The 18,375-nt window shown below is 66.9% G+C and carries 18 protein-coding genes and 1 pseudogene; 12 read left to right on the top strand and 7 right to left on the bottom strand.

The window, feature by feature from the left end; genetic code table 11:
• Positions 1-2 precede the first annotated feature (2 nt).
• The 5 genes from GTP77_RS09455 to GTP77_RS09440 all read left to right on the top strand — a co-directional run bounded on the left by GTP77_RS09455 (position 3) and on the right by GTP77_RS09440 (position 3,073).
• The gene (locus tag GTP77_RS09455) at positions 3-722 is read left to right on the top strand and encodes a hypothetical protein (protein WP_187358670.1); all 720 of its coding nucleotides are present in this window, start codon (positions 3-5) and stop codon (positions 720-722) included.
• A gap of 10 nt (positions 723-732) precedes the next feature.
• Positions 733-1,470: a 2-C-methyl-D-erythritol 4-phosphate cytidylyltransferase gene (ispD, locus tag GTP77_RS09450; protein ID WP_161071929.1), complete on the top strand. Its 738-nt coding sequence runs from the start codon at positions 733-735 to the stop codon at positions 1,468-1,470.
• A complete protein-coding gene (ispF, locus tag GTP77_RS09445) occupies positions 1,467-1,958 on the top strand; it encodes a 2-C-methyl-D-erythritol 2,4-cyclodiphosphate synthase (protein WP_161071928.1) in 492 nt (163 codons plus the stop codon). Before ispD ends, ispF begins: the two co-directional genes overlap by 4 nt.
• Before the next feature lie 395 nt (positions 1,959-2,353).
• Positions 2,354-2,656: a hypothetical protein gene (locus GTP77_RS30180; RefSeq protein ID WP_187358669.1), complete on the top strand. Its 303-nt coding sequence runs from the start codon at positions 2,354-2,356 to the stop codon at positions 2,654-2,656.
• A gap of 9 nt (positions 2,657-2,665) precedes the next feature.
• Positions 2,666-3,073: a VOC family protein gene (locus GTP77_RS09440; RefSeq protein WP_161071927.1), complete on the top strand. Its 408-nt coding sequence runs from the start codon at positions 2,666-2,668 to the stop codon at positions 3,071-3,073.
• Positions 3,074-3,135: 62 nt separating this feature from the next.
• Here the strand turns inward: GTP77_RS09440 and GTP77_RS09435 are convergent, their stop codons facing one another.
• From GTP77_RS09435 to GTP77_RS09420, 4 genes are all read right to left on the bottom strand, one after another.
• Positions 3,136-4,119 (bottom strand): FHA domain-containing protein, encoded by a 984-nt coding sequence (locus GTP77_RS09435; protein WP_161071926.1) that lies wholly within the window; start codon positions 4,117-4,119, stop codon positions 3,136-3,138.
• Positions 4,116-5,534, bottom strand: a complete 1,419-nt coding sequence (locus GTP77_RS09430; protein ID WP_161071925.1) for a S1 family peptidase — start codon at positions 5,532-5,534, stop codon at positions 4,116-4,118. Before GTP77_RS09430 ends, GTP77_RS09435 begins: the two co-directional genes overlap by 4 nt.
• 36 nt (positions 5,535-5,570) lie before the next feature.
• Complete coding sequence (gene ribA / locus GTP77_RS09425) at positions 5,571-6,221, bottom strand: GTP cyclohydrolase II (RefSeq protein WP_161071924.1); 651 nt, start codon at positions 6,219-6,221, stop codon at positions 5,571-5,573.
• Between the two features lie 136 nt (positions 6,222-6,357).
• On the bottom strand, positions 6,358-7,059 hold the full coding sequence (locus tag GTP77_RS09420; RefSeq protein ID WP_161071923.1) for a pirin family protein: 702 nt from the start codon (positions 7,057-7,059) through the stop codon (positions 6,358-6,360).
• 153 nt (positions 7,060-7,212) lie between these two features.
• Here GTP77_RS09420 and GTP77_RS09415 point away from each other — a divergent pair, with 153 nt between their 5' ends.
• The 4 genes from GTP77_RS09415 (at position 7,213) to GTP77_RS09400 (ending at position 13,768) form a co-directional block, all read left to right on the top strand.
• On the top strand, positions 7,213-8,130 hold the full coding sequence (locus GTP77_RS09415) for a LysR substrate-binding domain-containing protein (protein ID WP_161071922.1): 918 nt from the start codon (positions 7,213-7,215) through the stop codon (positions 8,128-8,130).
• 115 nt (positions 8,131-8,245) lie between these two features.
• The gene (locus GTP77_RS09410; RefSeq protein ID WP_161071921.1) at positions 8,246-9,217 is read left to right on the top strand and encodes an EAL and HDOD domain-containing protein; all 972 of its coding nucleotides are present in this window, start codon (positions 8,246-8,248) and stop codon (positions 9,215-9,217) included.
• Positions 9,210-11,372 (top strand): putative bifunctional diguanylate cyclase/phosphodiesterase, encoded by a 2,163-nt coding sequence (locus GTP77_RS09405; RefSeq protein ID WP_161071920.1) that lies wholly within the window; start codon positions 9,210-9,212, stop codon positions 11,370-11,372. Before GTP77_RS09410 ends, GTP77_RS09405 begins: the two co-directional genes overlap by 8 nt.
• A 194-nt stretch (positions 11,373-11,566) precedes the next feature.
• A complete protein-coding gene (locus GTP77_RS09400) occupies positions 11,567-13,768 on the top strand; it encodes a DUF3466 family protein (RefSeq protein ID WP_161071919.1) in 2,202 nt (733 codons plus the stop codon).
• 31 nt (positions 13,769-13,799) lie between these two features.
• On the opposite strand, the gene GTP77_RS09395 is transcribed toward GTP77_RS09400, so the two are convergent.
• Positions 13,800-14,708: a LysR family transcriptional regulator gene (locus tag GTP77_RS09395; RefSeq protein ID WP_161071918.1), complete on the bottom strand. Its 909-nt coding sequence runs from the start codon at positions 14,706-14,708 to the stop codon at positions 13,800-13,802.
• Positions 14,709-14,807: 99 nt separating this feature from the next.
• On the opposite strand from GTP77_RS09395, the gene GTP77_RS09390 reads away from it, so the two are divergent.
• The 3 genes from GTP77_RS09390 to GTP77_RS09380 all read left to right on the top strand — a co-directional run bounded on the left by GTP77_RS09390 (position 14,808) and on the right by GTP77_RS09380 (position 16,869).
• On the top strand, positions 14,808-16,010 hold the full coding sequence (locus GTP77_RS09390; RefSeq protein ID WP_161071917.1) for an MFS transporter: 1,203 nt from the start codon (positions 14,808-14,810) through the stop codon (positions 16,008-16,010).
• An 83-nt stretch (positions 16,011-16,093) separates the two neighbouring features.
• Positions 16,094-16,471, top strand: a complete 378-nt coding sequence (locus tag GTP77_RS09385; protein ID WP_161071916.1) for a glutaredoxin — start codon at positions 16,094-16,096, stop codon at positions 16,469-16,471.
• Between the two features lie 2 nt (positions 16,472-16,473).
• A complete protein-coding gene (locus GTP77_RS09380; protein WP_161072056.1) occupies positions 16,474-16,869 on the top strand; it encodes a PPC domain-containing DNA-binding protein in 396 nt (131 codons plus the stop codon).
• On the opposite strand, the gene blaOXA is transcribed toward GTP77_RS09380, so the two are convergent.
• Together blaOXA and GTP77_RS31200 are read right to left on the bottom strand one after the other, a co-directional pair.
• Positions 16,864-17,670, bottom strand: a complete 807-nt coding sequence (gene blaOXA / locus GTP77_RS31205; RefSeq protein WP_371869343.1) for a class D beta-lactamase — start codon at positions 17,668-17,670, stop codon at positions 16,864-16,866. The two genes, GTP77_RS09380 and blaOXA, sit on opposite strands and share 6 nt — an antisense overlap.
• 87 nt (positions 17,671-17,757) lie before the next feature.
• Positions 17,758-18,375 (bottom strand): annotated as a pseudogene (locus GTP77_RS31200) (M56 family metallopeptidase); the annotation flags it as partial.

Below are 18,375 nucleotides of genomic sequence, written 5' to 3'. Positions count from 1 at the left end.
CGATGAGCAAACTGGCGTGCGCGCTGCCGGGCTGGTGCCTGGCGCTTTGCTGGCTGGCCGCAAGCCCGGCCGCTGCCGCAGGCGCGGGCCGCACGCCGTTCCAGGCCCGCTGCGAGGACAGCATCAACAAGTCCGTGTCCATCCTGACGGCGCAACAGAACGGCTACAGCGTGGACAACCGCCTGTCCTTCCGCGCGCTTACCGTCATGAAGGGGGCGGCGCGCGCCAACACCTATGTGCTGGGACTGACCAAGACCGATTCCCGCGTGGCCATCGCGTCCGACGGCGCCATGCTGACCGATCCGGTCACGGGCTACGAGTGCGTATCGCCGCAGGTGTCGGTCAAGCTGAGCTATGCGCCGGTGCTGATCTACGTCAGCAGCGAATTCCCGCCGGGCAGCTGCGGCTACAAGGAGATCCTGGAGCACGAGTTCCGCCATATGAAAGCGTATATGGACCACCTGCCCAAGGTGGAGCAGACCGTGCGGGCAGCGCTGGCCAACCGCTATGGCGGCAAGCCGCTGTATGCGCCGGGCGGCACGGCCAGGACGGCGCTGGCGCGGGAAATCGATACCGGCTGGCTGCCCTATATCAAGGCCGAGATGGCCAAAGTGGAAACCGTGCAGGCGCAGATCGACGCGCCGGCAGAGTATATGCGCCTGAGCAAGGCGTGCAATGGCGAGATCCAGGCCGTGCTGAGCAAGGGCCTGGGCCGCCGATAATGAGAGCAGAATGACAGAACAAATACAGTATTTCGCGCTGATCCCGGCGGCGGGCGTCGGCGCCCGCATGGCGGCGGCCAGTCCCAAGCAGTATCTGCCCATCAACGGGAAACCGATGCTGCGCCTGACGGTGGACGCCTTCCTGGCCAGCCCGCTGATTGCGCATGTCTTCGTGGTCGTGAGCGAGGCGGACGGCTATATCGCCGGCGTGCTGCCGGAGGCGGGTGAGGGCGCCAGTGTCCTTGCCGCCGGCGAGGCGCGCGTCACCGTGCTGCGCTGCGGCGGCGCAACGCGCATGGACAGCATTCTGAACGGTCTGCGCGCCGCCGGTGAGCGTATTGGGGCCGCCGATCTGGTCTTGGTCCACGACGCTGCGCGCCCCGGCCTGACGCCGGGATTAATTGCCAAACTGATCACGGAAGCGGGCGGCAATCCCGCCGGCGGCCTGCTGGCCTTGCCCGTGGTGGACACCGTTAAAACCACCCGTTCCGGCGCCACCGCCACCATCCCGCGCGACGGCATGTGGCTGGCGCAGACGCCGCAAATGTTCAGCTATGAACTGCTGCTGCGCGCCCTGTCGAGTGCCGCCGACCCCAGCGCGATCACCGACGACGCCAGCGCCGTCGAGCTGCTGGGCCTATCGCCGCAGTTGGTGGAAGGCCATCCGCGCAACCTGAAAGTTACTTTACCCAGCGACATACGCATCGCCGAAATGTATCTGGCGCATCCAGAAAAGGAAGAAAAATGACCGTGCAACTCCCATTCCGAATTGGCCAGGGTTATGACTGCCACCGCCTGGTGGAAGGCCGCAAACTGATCTTGGGCGGGGTGGATATTCCCCATCATCTCGGCCTGCTGGGCCATTCCGACGCGGATGCCTTGCTGCACGCTATTACCGACGCAATATTGGGCGCCGCCGCGCTGGGCGATATCGGCAAGCATTTCCCGGATACTGACCCTGAATTCAAGGGCGCGGATTCACGGGCATTGCTGCGCGAAGCCGCGAAACGCGTTAAAGCCACCGGCTATGACATTGGCAACATCGACGCCACGATTATCGCCCAGCGCCCTAAAATGGCGCCGCATATCCCCGCGATGGTCGCGAATATTGCTGAGGATTTGGGCGTGGCAGTTGGCCAGGTGAATATCAAAGCCAAGACCAACGAAAAGATGGGTTATCTCGGCCGCGAAGAAGGAATTAATGCGGATGCAGTTGCGCTGCTTATTTTGGCTTGATAATCTATTTGTTAGGACGTATCTTCTAAGCGCTCCCATTCAGTCAGGGAGATCTCGGGTGAGGATTTTTTCTTCGGATCGAGTTGTTTTTCGGAGCGAGATAATTCTGATTTCATTTTCATTCTCCGTATAAATGACAGAAACAGGCTTGCGCATATTGCTCGGCCGTTTGGATTCATCCCAGGTGAGGCGCTCTGTCTTCATTTTAGCGGCTCCCCAATCCAGTGCAAGTTATAGCATCTTGATGTGAATCGCATACTCTCGCCTTGAGTTCGCTCATCGTCACGGGCTTGGTATGCTAATTATTAGCTTGTTCATGCCGGGAAAAGGCATGATCGTGGCTGCTGCGCCTTGGCGTGGGTATAATGAGGATTGGTTTTCAATGAGGAGTGGCAATGGCGCGCGATGTTTATGCTTATCGGGATGTGGCGGTGGAGTCTTGCTGGCGGGATGGGCAGGTGAAGATTTGCCCCGTGCCGGGACAGGCTTATTCCAATTCCCTGCTGGTGCATTGCGCGCGCAGCATGAGTGATACGGAAACTTATCCCTTGGGAACGCAATTCCTGGTATCGGCTAAATTAACCGATCGTTTGGGGGGGACGCCGTTTCTTTACGTTTATCATGGCGATCCGGTGAAAGTATTGACCCCGAAGGAATGCGATACTTTCCTCGGCAAGTTCATTCGTGGCCGTATTTAAGGAGGCGTAATGATTAAACTGCGGGAAATTGACCATATCGTGCTGCGGGTAGTGGATCTGGATAAGATGGTCCAGTTTTATACCGGGGTGCTGGGATGCACTATTGAAAAGCGGCAGGAGGCAATCGGGCTGATTCAATTGCGCGCAGGCAGCTCATTGGTGGATCTGGTGCCGGTGGACGGCAAACTCGGGAAAATGGGCGGTGCGGCGCCCGGCAAGGAAGGCCGCAATATGGACCATTTCTGTTTCCGGGTGGAGGATTTTGACGAGGCGGCTATTTTGGCCGAGCTGGCTGCGGCGGGTATTGTCGCCGGGCCTGCGGAATCGCGTTATGGCGCGGAAGGAGAGGGGCCATCGATTTATGTCGACGACCCGGAAGGTAATACTGTGGAATTAAAAGGGCCGGCCTGGGATTGAGCCGGCATGGCGGGTTACGCTGCGCTAACCCGCCCTACGGTGTGAGGTGTGAGCCTGCCTTTTTAATCCTGGTCGTCGTCGTCCGGCTCGGATTTGCCGGCGCGCGCGCGGGCGGCGTCGGCCTGGGTTTTCAGTTTGGCGGCTTCGGCCATGAAGTCGCTTACCGGATGGTCCGGGCTCTGGCGCACCACCGGCGGCAGCAGCACGGACATGTAGAGCTCGTCCGCCAGCCGGCCGGAATTCTGCATATTGCTTGCCAGTATCAAACCTGAGCCCAGGGCCATCAGCACCATGCAGCCCTTCATCAGCGTCTTCGGATTGCGCGGCTTGATGGTGCGCATGTGGAAGAAGATCACGCCGCAGACGATGGCCAAGGTGACAAGATTGCCGTAGCGGGTGAGCCACTCCAGCGACCACGCATAGGCCAGCACATTGCTCAGCACGCGCCACGCGCCCGCCATCACCAGGCCGGAGCCGAGGATGAACAGATGCCGCCCCATGCGGGCGTGGCCGCCAAACAGGCGGTTGGCCAGCGCCCACAGGCCGCTCCACACCAGCCCGCCGGCCAGGCCGGATGCAATGACAAGCAGATAACGGATGGTCTGGAAGGATTGCGTCTCCGCATCCACCAGCGCGGCCTCGGCGCCGATGAACAGCGCGATCAGCGCCAGGCCGGCCAGCGCCGGAGCGCCGCCCTCCCAGGCGTGCATGGTGGTGTCCGCCACTTCCGGCGGCACGGGGAAATTGGCGTCGCGCACGCGCAGGCGGGTGTGGCCCAGGCGCACCACGGTGGTGCCGCTGAGCGGCACGCTGAGCTGGCGCTTGCCGAGATGGATCACGCCGTTGTGCGTGCCCAGGTCGTGCAGCACCAGATGGCCGTTGTCGTCCGCTTCCACCACGGCGTGGCGTTCGGCGGTGTGGGCGTCGTCCAGGATGAAGTCGTTGCCGTAGCCCCGGCCGATGTGGATGGGCAGGTGCTCGATGCGCTGCCGCTGCAGCACGTCGCCGTTGGCGGCCAGCACTTCGATGAAATAGGGTGGCGTCATTTGACCGCTCCCCGCGCCAGCGCCTGCAGGAAGGCCTGCGTGGCGCGCATGCCGTTGTCGTAGGACACGCCGCGCGCGTCCATGCGGCTTTGCAGATTCATCATGCTTTCATCGGTGCTGGCGGTGAGCAGCGCGAAGTCGTACAGGCCGGTGAATTTGCGGTAGGCGCGCACGCACAGCACGGCGCGCAGCGGCAGGGTCTGGTTCTTGACGAACATTTCCGTGCATTGCGGGCCGGTCAGGTGCGCGTCCTTGTTGCCGCCGAAATTCTCATTCTGGAAAGAGGCGCTCGAGAGCTGGGCGAAACGCAGCGGGTCCAGGCCGGTGCTGCGCATGAACTGGTGGCGGATGCCGATGGCGCCGGTCTGCAGGGTGCCGGACACGAAAATGGCCGATTCCATCGAGCAGCTGGTGATGTCCACCGTGTAGGGCTTGTTGGCCTTGACGTTGGAGCGGCCCCAGCAGCGCATCTGTTCGGACTCGCGCACCGGCACCATATAGGGGCCCATGGGCTTCATGGTCATGGGCGTGGCCAGCAGCTGGTCCACCATGGCTTTCTGGTGCTGCAGCAATTGCTCCACCACCACCGAAGTGAAGTTGCGCGGCGGCGCTTTGTCCTGCGGCACTTTCTTCAGCAATTCCTGCGCGAAGCGGGCCGGCACCAGGAAACTCACCAGTTCGCCGTCCAGGCGCTTGGACACGTTCACGCCGGCGATGTCGCCGTCCACCGTCACGCTGGGGCCGCCGCTCATGCCGGAATTGATGGGGCCGGTGAACATCAGCTGGTCGTAGAAGCTGCGCGTGATGACGCCGTTGTAGGAGCCTTCCGAGATGGCGAAGCCGAGGTCGAGCGGGTTACCCAGCGAATACAGGTATTGGCCCTGGCTCAGGCGCGCCAGCTGTTCGGGCACCTTGAACACGCCGGTGCCGTTGCGGTTTACGCGCACCACGGCCAGGTCGTGCAGCACGTCCACGGCCAGCAGCTCGACGTTGCCGCGCTGGCCGCCGGTGTCCACCCATTCGCCGACGTAGTTGTCCGGATCGAGCGCAAACTGCGAGACCACGTGGTAGTTGGTGACGACCAGATTGCTGTTACCGACCAGGAAGCCGGAGCCGACCGAGGACTGCGTGCGGCCGCTTTTCAGCAGCGAGCGCACCTGCAGCAGGTCGGCCTTGGCGGAGGAGTACAGTTTTTGCGCCGCGCTGGACGGCGGCGGCAGCGGCTGGCCGGCTTCAGCGGAAGGCGGCTGGCCGGGCTGAATTTGCGGCGGCGAGCCGGGAATGGGGCGCTGGACGATGCTGGGCGTGGGCGGGACTGACGTTGCCGAGGGCGCCGGCGCCGTTGGCGGGGCCGCCAGCGCCTGGGCGCAGCCCCAAGTCATGGTCAATACGGTGGCAAGACGGGTAAGTTTCATGCATTCCTTGTGACTTGGGGACGGGGGCGTTGGCGCTTACAGTTCGCCGTCCTCGGCGGCCGCCGGAGGCGGGGTCATCATATGGCCCAGCTTGGCGGCCTTGGTATTCAGGTAATTCTGGTTGAACTTGTTACGGTTGACCAGCAGCGGCACGCGCTCGGCCACCGGGATGCCCAGCGCTTCCATGGCGGCGATCTTACGCGGGTTGTTGGTCATCAGGCGCAGGCTTTGCACGCCGAACTGCTTGAGCATGGGCTCCACCAGCGCGTAGTTGCGCTGGTCGGCCTTGAAGCCGAGCTGTTCGTTGGCCTGCACCGTGTCGGCGCCGGCTTCCTGCAGGCGGTAGGCGCGCATCTTGTTGATCAGGCCGATGCCGCGTCCTTCCTGGCGCAGGTAGAGCACCACGCCGCGTCCTTCGGCCGCCACTTTCTTCAGCGCGCCTTCCAGCTGGGCGCCGCAGTCGCAGCGCTGCGAGAACAGCACGTCGCCCGTCAGGCACTCGGAGTGCACGCGCGCCAGCACGGGCGCGCCGTCGCTGATGTCGCCCAGCACCATGGCCAGGTGCTCCTTGCCCGTGGCGTGTTCGACAAACGCGTGCAGCGTGAACTGCGCCCATGGCGTGGGGAGCGCGCAGGAGGTCACGTAATCGAGTTCTTCTTTCACTGGTGCTTCGGCGGCGGACTGCATGGCTGTACTCTCTATTGCTTTAAATTCAGGTGCTTGAAACTAAAAAGGGCGCGCCGAACCGTCCTGCGGATCGCGCGCGCCCTGCCATCATAGCAAAAATTACGCTATAGATATGTTAGGCCCTGTTATCCCTATTTCAATAGGGCAAATCAAAGACCAGCACTTCGGCCGCGTCGCCGCGCGCCAGCGTGAGGCCGGGCTCGCCGGTGACCTTCAGGGCGTCGCCGCCTTTCAGGTCCACACCGTTCACCGTCACGTTGCCGCGGATTACGTGGACGTAGGCGGTGCGGCCTTTTTCCAGCGTGTGCTCCAGGGCGTCGGCGCCGTTCAGGATGGTGGCGTAGATCGCCGCGTCCTGGTGGATCAGCACGGAACCGTCGCGGCCGTCGCTGGAGGCAACCAGGCGCAGCTGGCCCTGTTTGCTTTCCGGCGCGAAGTGCTTCTCTTCGTAGCTGGGCTGGATGCCGGTCACATTGGGCTGGATCCAGATCTGCAGGAAGTGCACGCCTTGCGTTTCCGAGTGGTTGAACTCGCTGTGCCGCACACCGGTGCCTGCGCTCATGCGCTGCACGTCGCCGTATTTCAGCACCGAGCCGTTGCCCATGCTGTCCTTGTGGGCCAGCTCGCCTTCCAGCACGTAGGAGATGATCTCCATGTCGCGGTGGCCGTGGGTGCCGAAGCCTTGCGCCGGGGTGACCTTGTCTTCATTGATGACCAGCAGCGGGCCGAAGCCGGTGTGTTTCGGGTCATGGTAATGGCCGAAAGAGAAAGTGTGGCGCGAATTCAGCCAACCATGATTAGCCAGACCGCGTTCTTCGCTTTTACGTACTTGCAACATGGTGAACTCCGTTTCTTTTCAGGTTATGTGCGATAAATTCGAAGGGTTTTCTTACTTGAGCCTTGAATTCGCTGCATCGATAGGTCAAAGTATAGGCCTGCGCAGCCGTTTCAAAAAACGGAAAATTTATGGACCTATCATCGAAAAAATCGAATGCTTAGACTGAGCCTGGAAGCCTTGCAAATCGTGGACGCTATCGACCGGCGCGGTTCCTTCTCGGCCGCCGGCAAGGAATTGCACCGTGTGCCGTCCACCATCTCCTACACCGTGGGCAAACTGGAGGACGATCTCGGGGTGCAGGTGTTCGAGCGCAACGGCCCGCGCGTGGAGCTGACGCGCGCCGGCCGCGAGCTGCTCAAGGAAGGGCGCTACCTGCTGAAGGCGGCGCTGGACCTGGAGCACCGCGTGCGGCGCGTGGCGTCCGGCTGGGAAACCGAGCTGGCACTGGGCATCGATTCCATGTTCTCGGCCGTGGCCTTCGACCAGGACGTGCGCGCCTTCTATGAAGTGGCGCAGCAGACCCGGCTGCGCATCGTGCAGGAGGCGCTGTCCGGCACCTGGGAGGCGCTGCTGGCGCGCCGGGTGGATCTGCTGGTGGGCGCGCCCGGCGACGGCCCGGCCGGCGGCGGCTATGTGTCGCACCCCATGGGCACGATCAAGTTCGTGTTCGCGGTGGCGCCCAGCCATCCGCTGGCCTCGGCCACGGGCAAGCTGGGCCGCAACGAGCTGCAGCACCACCGCGCCATCGTCATGGCCGACTCGGCGCGCCAGATGGCGCCGCGCACCGTGGGCCTGCTGCTGGGGCAGGACACGCTGACCGTGCCCACCATGCACGCCAAGTTCCAGTACCAGGAGGCCGGCCTGGGCTTTGGCTTCCTGCCCGAGCAGTGCGCGCGCGCGGCCATCGCGGCCGGGCGCCTGGTGGAGAAGGAGGTGGAGGAGCCCAAGCCGGACGAGACCTTCTACCTGGCCTGGCGCACGGGCGAGGAGGGCGCGGCGCTGAGCTGGTGGATAGAGCGCATGCGGCAGCCGGGCATGTTCGCCCATTTGTGCCGGTTTTTATCGAACTGAGTGTTGCGCCGCCGTCGTGTCCAAGCGGCAGCTTTGTTGACCAGTGCCAATGCTTTCGGAGTAACATGATGGAATCATTAAAGGCCCAGCCTCGCGCTACACCCGGAACCACAACATGACCGTAATCACCGACACTCCACCCGTTTTCCTGCAACTGCTGGCCGACCGCAACGGCAAGCCGGCCGGGCTGGTGCTGGACGGCGGCGCCGCCGCGCTGCCGGACGAGCAGATGCACGCGCTGGCGGGCCAGTTCCCCTGTTTTGTGCGGGCCGGGCTGGAGCATGCGCAGGCCTGGCTGGAGGCCGGCTGGCTGGCCCTGCCGGGCCAGATGGTGCGGGCCGACACGGTGTTCGACAAGGCCGCGCTGCCGGCCGGGGTGGTGCTGATCGAAGGCAACTGGCCGCTGGCGCCGCCCGCCAAGGCGGTGGGCGCGCAGGCGGCCTCGCGCGCGCTGGCGCTGCAGCTGGTGCAGCTGGTCAGCAACGACGGCGACACCCATGAAATCGAGGCGCTGCTGCGGCGCGATCCCACGCTGTCCTACCATTTGCTCAAGCTGGTCAATTCGCTGGGCATGGGCAGCAGCCGCCGCGTGAGCAGCTTTGCGCAGGCCATCCTGATCCTGGGACGCCAGCAACTGCGCCGCTGGCTCAACCTGATGCTGTTCTCGGCGCGCGAGGGCGACATCCGTTCGCCCATGCTGCTGGCGCGGGTGGCGGTGCGCGCGCATGCGCTGGAACTGCTGGCGCGCAGCACCGGCCTGGGCAAGCCGCAGCAGGAGCAGGCTTTCATGGTCGGCATGTTTTCGCTGCTGGGCGTGCTGTTCGGCATGCCGCTGGCCGAGGTGCTGGAGCCGCTCACCATCAGCGAGGCGGCGCAGCAGGCGCTGCTGGGCAAGCCCGGCGAATGGGGCGAGCTGGGCGAGCTGCTGGCGCTGCTGGAAGCGGCCGAGCGCGGCGACTTCGCCGCCGTGGCGGGCCGGCTGGAGGCGGTGCAGCTGGAGGCCGCCGAGTTCAACCGCGTGGTGGCCGACGCCCATTTATGGATGCTGACGGTAGCCACGGACCGGGCCGGCGGTGGCCATGCTTGACGCGGCGATCGCGCGCTGCCTGGCCCTGAGCCAGGCCGCCCGGACGCAACAGGGCGACACCCTGGCCGCCACGCTGGCCGAACTCGACACGGCGCTGGCCGAGCTGACCGCCGCGCGCGCCGCCCAGCGCGGCGCGGACAGCGGCAGCGGCGCCGACCCGGGCGCCATGCTGGAGCTGGACCTGGCCGGCTACATCACCGCCTGGAACGCGGGCGCCGAGCGCCTGTTCGGCTACCCGGCCGCGGAGGCGCTGGGCCAGAACATCCTGTTCCTGTACACCGAGGACGACGACGGCGCGCTGGCCGAGCTGCTGCACGAGCAGGACGGCGGCATGGCCGAGGTGCGGCGGCGCCGCAAGTCCGGCGAGGTGATCTGGGTGCAGCTGGCGCTGGCGCTGCTGCAGGACGAGCTGGGCGAGCCGCAGGGCATGCGGGTGCGCATGGCGCACGTGAGCGAGCCGCTGTCGGACCACGACAAGATCAGCCTGCACGCCCGGATTATCGAGGACAGCGACCAGGGCGTGCTGATCACGGACGCCAAGGAGCGCATCGTCTCCATCAACAGCGCCTTCACCCGCATCACCGGCTACACGCCGGGCGAATCGCTGGGCAAGACGCCGGACCTGCTGCGCTCGGGCGTGCACGACGCGGAGTTCCGCGCCAAGGTGCGCGCCGCCATGAACGGCGAGGGGCCGTGGCGCGGCGAGATCGTCGGCCGGCGCAAGAACGGCGAGCTGTTCCCGCAGTCGGTCACCATCAGCGCGGTGCGCGACGGCGAGGGCAAGGTCAGCCACACCTTCTCGCTGTTTTCCGACATCAGCGTGCACAAGGACGCCGAGGCGCGCATGCAGCGCATGGCCAACTACGACACGCTGACCGGCCTGCCCAACCAGTGCCTGCTGACGCAGCTGATGACGCAGGCCTTGACCGAGGCGCGCCGCAACCACGAGCACGGCGCCCTGCTGGTGGTGGAGATCAGCCGCCTGGGCTCGATCAGCGACACGCTGGGCCACGACGTGGGCAACGAGCTGCTGAGCGCGATCGGCAAGCTGTTCCGCACCGCGCTGCGCGACGCCGACATCCTGGCGCGGCTGGACGGCAACCGCTTCGGCGTGGCGCTGCTGCATATCGAAAAGCGCGAGCACGCCGCCATCGTGGCGCAGAAGCTGGCGTCGACACTGGCCGCGCCCATCCAGCTGGCCGCGCACAGCCTGCAGGTGGGCTGCAGCATCGGCATTTCCGTGTACCCGGAGGACGGGCTGGAGACCGGCGCGCTGATACGCCACGCCGACGTGGCCACCTCGAAGGCGGTGCAGGCCGAGTCGGCCTTCCTGTTCTACAGCGAGGAGATGAACCAGCGCGCCAAGGAGCATCTGCGCATCGAGAGCGAGCTGCGGCAGGCTTTGCAGCACGACGAATTGCAGCTGTACTACCAGCCCAAGGTGAGCTTGCGCAGCGGCCGCATCGTGGGCGCCGAGGCGCTGCTGCGCTGGCGCCATCCGGTGCGCGGCCTGGTGTCGCCGGGCGTGTTTATTCCGGTGGCCGAGGAGACCGGGCTGATACTGGAGCTGGGCAACTGGGTGCTGGAGGAGGCCTGCCGCCAGGTGCGCGCGTGGAAGGACGCCAACCTGATCATGCCGCCGATTGCGGTCAATCTGTCGGCGCGCCAGTTCGACCGCCAGCTGCCCGCGCGCATGGCCGACGTGCTGCAGCGCCACCAGGTGCATCCCGAGCAGATCATGCTGGAGATTACCGAAAGCCTGCTGGTGCGCGGCACCGAGAATGTGGTGGCGATCATGAACGAGCTGGTGGCGATGGGGCTGGCACTGGCGCTGGACGATTTCGGCACCGGCTATTCCAGCCTGGCTTATTTGAAGAAGTTCCCCATCAGTACGCTGAAGATAGACCGGTCCTTCGTGATCGGCCTGCCTTATGAGGAGAACGATTGCGCCATTGCGCGCGCCATCGTGACCATGGCGCAGCAGCTGCGCCAGGAGATCGTGGCGGAGGGCGTGGAGACGGCCGAGCAGATGAGCTTCCTGCGCGAGCTGGGCTGCGACCAGCTGCAGGGTTATCTGTTCAGCCAGCCGGTGCCGGCCGACGACTTCGAGCGCATGCTGCGCGAGGGCAAGCGGCTGGCCTTCGGCGCGCGGTAACACGCCGCACGCCGGCCCCTGCAGCCTGGGCGCCTCGATCTGGCCTTCCTTAGTTTATACCCGCGCGGCGCGCGCACGATTGTGCCTTGACGCGTTTTCGATCTGGCGCAAACAAGCTGCGTGTAGCAACCGTGCGCTCTTCCCGCGAGCATAGGATGGCCCCATCTTTCGTCGATGGTGCTCAGGAGATACCCATGGTCTTTCGTTTCCATGCCTTGCCGGCGTTGCTGATGCTGGCGCTGGCCGGCGCGGCCGCCGCCACGCCGCAGTACCGGCTGACGCTGCTCGATCCGGCGCCCAACGCCAGCAGCGCCAACGCGATCAACAGCCGGGGCGAGATCGCCGGCGACTGGCGCGATCCGCTGACGGGCGTGCAGCGGGCGTTTGCCTGGCGTTCCGGCCAGATGAGCGTGCTGCCCGAACCGATGGCCACCGCACGCGCGATCAGCGGCCAGGGCCACATCGCCGGCGCCACCAACACCGTCACGGTGCAGGGCTTCACGTTCCGCAACGCCACCTTGTATTACCAGGGCGAGCTGCGTACGGTCCCCAATCCCTTCAGCGCCGATCCGCAAGGCGCGCCGCCGTTCGAGGTGAACACGGCGGTCGGGGTCAACAGCGCGGGCACGGTGGTGGGCAACGCCGGGGCCAACCGGCGCACCAGCGCCTATCTGTTCGCGAACCAGGCGCTGACGGTGCTGCCCATGATGTGGAGCAGCGCCATCAATGAACAGGGCCAGGTGGCCGGCCGCACCTTCTTTGGCAACAGTGAGCACGCGGCCCTGTACGACGGCGTGCGCGTGATCGACCTGGGCGCGCTGGAGCAGGGCCGCTTCAGCAACGCCAGCGACCTGAACGACCACGGCTGGGTGGTCGGCAGTTCCACCTACGGCACCGGGCCGGGCCAGCACACGCATTCCTTTGTCTACCGGAACGGGCAGATGCAGGCCATCGGCGACTGGCTGACCGACAACCAGGCCAACGCGGTGAACAATGATGGCGCGGTGGTGGGCACGGTGCAAGGGCCTTCCGGGCAGGGCAGCCCGTATCTGTACCAGGGCGGCCTGGTGTACGACCTGAACACGCTGCTGGGGCCGGACCCGGCGCTGCGGCTGGTGAGCGCGGCCGACATCAACGACGCGGGCCAGATCATCGGCCAGGCCTGCGACACGGCCGGCGCCTGCTTCGCCGCGCTGCTGACGCCGGTACCCGAGCCTGCGGCCTGGGGCATGCTGGCGGCCGGCCTCGGCGTACTCGCATGGCTGCGCCGGCCGCGGCGGCCCAGGCCCAGGCTCAGCCGCTGTGCGGCTGCCATCCTGCTAGGCGGCGCCGGCGCCTGCGCCATGGCGTCGCCGGCGCGTTACAGCCTGACCCTGCTTGACGGCGTGGCGCGCGCCAGCGTGCCGCGGGCCATCAACAACGCCGGCGTGGTGGTTGGCGGCATGTCGAGCGACTACGGCCAGATGCTGGGGGAGGGGCGCGCCTTCATGTGGAAAGCCGGCCAGATGACATGGCTGCCGGAGCTGGACATGAGCATGGCCCTGGCCGTCAGCGAGCGCGGCCACGTCGCCGGGATCGGCCAGTTGACCAGCGTCGGCCCCGGCTGGTTCGAGCTGCACGCCGCCAGTTATTACGAGGGCAAGGCGGGCGCCGTGCCGGAGGCCTTCCCTGGCGACCCCGCGCGGCCCTCCGGCTACACCGCCGCGCAGGGCGTGAACAGCAGCGGCACCTTGCTGGTCAACAGCCATCGGCCCGGCGGAGACCATGCGTATACCTACGCCGGCGGCGTCATCACGGTGCTGCCGATGGACACGGCTGCGGCGATCAACGACGCGGGCCAGGTGGCCGGCGCCAGCGGCGGCCGTGCCGTGCTGTACGACCGCGGCCGCGTGATCGACCTGGGACTGTTGTCGAGCGCGCCATCCGCCGTGGCGGTGGCCAGGGGCATGAACGAGGCCGGCGCGGTGGTCGGCGGCGCCACCTATGGCGGCGGCGCGCTGCACCAGCATTCCTTTCTGTACGAAGGCGGGCGCATGCGGGCGATCGGCAGCCTGGAGGGGGACAACGCGGCCGTCGCGGTCAACAACCGGGGCGACGTGGTCGGCTATTTCTCCAAGGCCGGCGATGGTCCGGCCGACCGGCACAGCTATCTGTACAGCGGTGGGGTGCAGAGCGATCTGGATGCCCTGCTGGCCGATGCGCCGGGCTGGCACATCGCGAGCGCGGCCGATATCAACGACGGCGGCCAGATCGTGGGCCTGGCTTGCCGCAATGGCGACCTGTGCTATTCGGCGCTGCTGAGCCCGGTTCCGGAGCCGGCAAGCTGGGGTATGCTGGCGGCGGGCATGGGCGCGGTGGCGGTGGCGCGCGGCCGGTTGCGCCAGCGGGGCGGCTGAGCCGTCTTGCGGCACCCTGCGGAGACACGGCTTAATCGAGGCGGATTTTTTCGATCAGGTAGTCCAGCATCACGCGCACGCGCGGCGGCAGCTGCTTGCCGGGGCCGAGGAAGACGGCGTGCACCGCTTCGAGGTCGGCCGGGTTGTAGTCTTCCAGCACCGGCACCAGCCGCCCGGCGGCAATGTCGTGCTTGGTGTGCATGCGCGACAGCCGCACCAGGCCCACGCCGGCCAGCGCCATGTGGCGCATGCTTTCCCCATCCCCCAGCAGCGCGTTGCCTTCCGGACGCAGCTGCAGCATGCCGCCTTTGCCGTCCAGGAAGGGCCAGAGCGGCACCTGGCGGCGGAAATTGAAGCCGAGCAGGTTGTGCCGCGCCAGGTCGTCCGGGGTCTGCGGCGTGCCGTGCCGGGCCAGATAATCGGGCGAGGCCAGCACCGCCATGCGGCCTTCGCCCAGCTTGCGCGCCACCAGGTTGGAGTCTTTCAGGCTGCCGGCGCGGATGGCGATGTCGGTGCGGTCTTCCAGCAGGTCCACCACCATGTCGGTGCTCGCGATGTCGACCGTGATGTCGGGGTAGCGCTGCAGGAATTCGGGCAGGATGGGCAGCAGGTAGAGCATGAAGAAGGGCACGAAGCAGTTGATGCGCAGCCGCCCGCGCGGCACGCCGGTGGTGGCCGCTTCGCGCTCGGCGCTGTCCATGTCTTCCAGGATGCGCACGCACTGGCTGTAGAAGGCCGCGCCTTCGGGCGTGGCGCGCACCTGCCGCGTGGAGCGGTGCAGCAGCCGCGTGCCCAGGCGCGCTTCGAGCCGCGCAATGAGCTTGCTGACGGCCGACGGCGTCATCTTCAGGCGCTGGGCGGCCGCGCTGAAGCCGCCCGCGTCCACCACGTCCACAAATACCGCCATTTCCGCCGCGCGGTTGATCTCCTGCCGGGCCATAGTGAATCCATTTCATAAGAGTTTGGCTATTTGAGAGTCTATATCATCAGTGCGCCGGGTTCTACAATGGAGTCAATTAATTCACAAATGGAGTACTCCATGAACAACCAGGAAAAAATGCACCCGGGCGTGCTGTCGCTGTCGGTGGGCGCGTTTGCCATCGGCGTGACGGAATTCATCGTGGTGGGCGTGCTGCCGGCCATTTCGGCGGACTTGAAGGTGTCGCTGGAAGCGGCGGGCGCGCTGGTCAGCCTGTACGCGCTGGCGCTGGCGCTCGGCACGCCGCTGGCGGTGCTGGGCTTGTCGCGCCTGCCGCGCAAGCAGGTGCTGGCCGGGCTGATGGCGGTGTTCTTGCTCGGTAACCTGCTGGCGGCGTTTTCCACCAGCTACGGCGTGCTGCTGGCCGGGCGCGTGATCACGGCGGTGGCGCACGGCGCCTTCTTCGGCATCGGCGCCACGGTGGCCGCGTCGCTGGCGCCCAAGGGGCAGGCGGGCAAGGCGATCTCGGTCATGTTCGGCGGCCTGACCCTGGCCATGGTGCTGGGCGTGCCGCTGGGCAGCTTCCTGGGCAACCTGATGGGCTGGCGCTTGCCCTTCTTCGCGGTGGCGGCAATGGCGCTGGCGGGCCTGCTGGCCATGCTGCGCTGGCTGCCGTCCGGCATGGCGCAAGCGGCCAGCGGCAAGGCGTCGACGCAGCTGGCCGCGCTGGGCGACCGCCATATCCTCACCATGATGGCGGTGACCACGCTGGGCTTCGGCAGCATCTTCGCCGCCTTCACCTATGTCACTCCCATCCTGACGGAAATCGCGGGCTTCTCGGCCACCACCGCCAGCGCGCTGCTGATCGTGTTCGGCGCGGCCACCTTTGCCGGCAACCTGGCGGGCGGCTATCTGAGCAGCAATCTGGGCTGGCAGCGTTCGCTGCGCATGATGCTGGTGCTACTGGCCGTGACGCACGCAGGGTTGGCGCTGTCGCTGCATACGCCCTGGGCGCTGGTGCCGCTGCTGTTCCTGTGGGGCCTGTTCTCCTTCGGCCTGTCGCCCGGCCTGCAGGCCGGCATGCTGGCCACGGCCGAGCATTACACGCCGAAGGCGGTGGACTTCGCGTCCGGCCTGAACATCTCGGCCTTCAACTTCGGCATCTCCTTCGGTTCCTCGCTGGGCGGCCTGATGGTGGCGCGCAGCCTGATGGGCGCAACGCCGTGGGCCGGCGTGGCGATCTCGCTGGCGGCGCTGGCGCCGCTGGCCTGGCTGGCGCGGCGCAATATCGGCGCGCCGGCCGGCGCGGTGGCCGCCCACTGAGTTGGACCTGAGCCGGAGCGCGCGCTTGTCAAGGCGCGCGATGCCGGATACATTGCGTCATCCGCAATATCCCTGGAGGCGCCATGAGCCGTCCCGTTTTAGAAGCATCCCGCATCCATCCCGCCATCCGCAGCAAGATCGAGGGCCTGCACGCCGACATCGTGCAGGAAGTGCAGGCCGCCGTCGCCGCCAACAAGGTGGTGGTGGTCGGCATGGCGATGAATCCCTTCCCCCGCAAGGCGCGCGCGCTGCTCGATGCGCAGGGTGCGCCCTACGTCTACCTTGAATACGGCAGTTACCTGAGCCAGTGGCGCCGCCGCACCGCGCTGAAGATGTGGAGCGGCTGGCCCACGCTGCCGATGGTGTTTATCAACGGCACGCTGGTGGGCGGCTTCCAGGACTTGAAGAAGCTGGTCGACAGCGGCGAGTTCACCGCGCTGGTGGCGCCCAAGCTGCTATGAGCCTGCGAGCGCATCCGCTCAGGCTGGGGCCGGGCGCGGATCTGCGCGCGGCCATCGAGGCGGCCGCCGCCGAGCTGGGCGCGCAGGCGGCTTTTGTGGTGCAGGGCATCGGCAGCCTGAGCGTGGCGCAGCTGCGCTATGCGGGCATGCCGTCGGCGAGCGAGCTGCGCGGCGACCTGGAAATCCTGACCTTGGCGGGTTCGGTGGCGCCGGATGGCGCGCATCTGCATATGTCCGTGTCGGACGGGCAGGGCCGCGTGTCCGGCGGCCATGTGGCGCCGGGCTGCGTGGTGCGCACCACGGCCGAAGTGCTGCTGGCGCTGCTGCCCGGCCACGCTTTCAGCCGCGAGACCGATCCGGCCTCGGGCTACAAGGAGCTGGTGGTGCGGACGCTATAGCGCGCCCAGCCGCGCGGGCAGCTCGCGCAGCATCGCCTCGCGGGAGCGCGCGCCGCCCATGGCCTCTGGCTGTTTCGTATCCATCGCCAGGCGGGCGAACACCACGGTGCGTCCTTCTTTTTTCGCCCAGCCCACATACCAGCCGTACTGGCGGGCCGGGTCGTCGGCGCCGTCCGGCAGCAGCGCCGAGGCGGTGCCGGTCTTGCCGAACACTTCCCATCCATTCTCCAGCACCTGGCGCGGCATGATGCGCTCGGTCAGCGCATAGGCCTGTTCCGATACCGGCAGCGTGCGGTTGGCCAGCTGGCGCAGGAAGGCCACTTGCTCCAGCGGCGAAATGCGCAAGCTGGAACCGACCCAGGACTGCGACAGTCCATTGGCCTTGCCGGGATCGCCGGACAGGTCCTGGTTGCCGTAGCCGAAGCGCGCCACGTAGTCCTGGAAGCGCCTGGCGCCCAGCTGCGCCGTCACTTGCTGCGCGTACCAGAGCACCGAGTTCTGCAGCCAGCTGCTGGGATCGGTAGCGGCGCGCCAGGACGGGATGTAGGCGGGGTAGCCGCCCTTGAACGGCAGCACCGGCGCGTGTTCGCTGCGCAGGAAGCCGCTGTCGTAGCCCATCAGCGCGACGGGGATGTTGAAGGTGGAGGCGGGCGTGACGCGTTCCTCGCAATGGCCTTCGCGCGCCAGCTCCCTGCCGCTGGCGGCGTCCATCAGCACGGTGCAGACGAAGGGCGTTTGCGAGGCGGCGGGGGCGATGCGCCACGCCAGCGCGGGCTGGAAGGCGAGGCTGGCGGCGAACACGCAGGCCAGGCCGGCCAGCGCCAGCAGGCGGGCGCCGCGCGCCCGGCGGCCTTGCTCGCGGCCCGGTTCGCGTATCAGCGCGATGCGCGAGGCCAGGGTGCTGGCGCACACGCCGCCGAAGGCCAGCGCGGTCTTGGGCGTGCCGTGCTGCAGGCGCAGCTGGGCCACCAGCGCCGCCGCGTAGGCCTTGCGCTGGGCCGGTGGGCGGCCGCGCAGCACGTCGCGGTCGCAGCCCAGTTCCTGCGCCCAGGACAGGCTGCCGCGCAGCAGGCGCATGAAGGGATTGAACCAGAGCAGGGTCTGCAGCAGGATGCCGACGCTCATCCATTGCAGGTCGCGGCGGCGCCAGTGCGTCAGCTCGTGCTCGACGATCAGCTGCTGCTGGGCCGCGTCGAAGCTGCGCAGGTGGCGCGGCAGCAGCAGGCGCGGCTTGAGCAGGCCGAACAGCATGGGGGAAATCGGGGCGTCCACTTCGATCATGGCGGGCGCAGGCGCGGCGGCCATGGCTGCGGGCACGCGGCTGCCGCTGGCGGCCAGGCCGTTGAGCATGCGGCGCGCCTGCAGCAGCTGGAACACGGTGTAGCCCAGGCCCAGCAGGTAGGCCAGCAGCCAGGCTTGCGCGGCGCGCGTGAGCCAGGAGGCCGGCTGGAGCTGGGCGGCGCCGGCGGCGGCCGTACCGGCGGCGGACGGCGGCGCGGTGGGGCC

The organism is Pseudoduganella aquatica, assembly GCF_009857595.1.
Taxonomy (GTDB): domain Bacteria; phylum Pseudomonadota; class Gammaproteobacteria; order Burkholderiales; family Burkholderiaceae_D; genus Rugamonas; species Rugamonas aquatica_A.
This window is presented reverse-complemented; position numbering and strand designations above follow the sequence as displayed.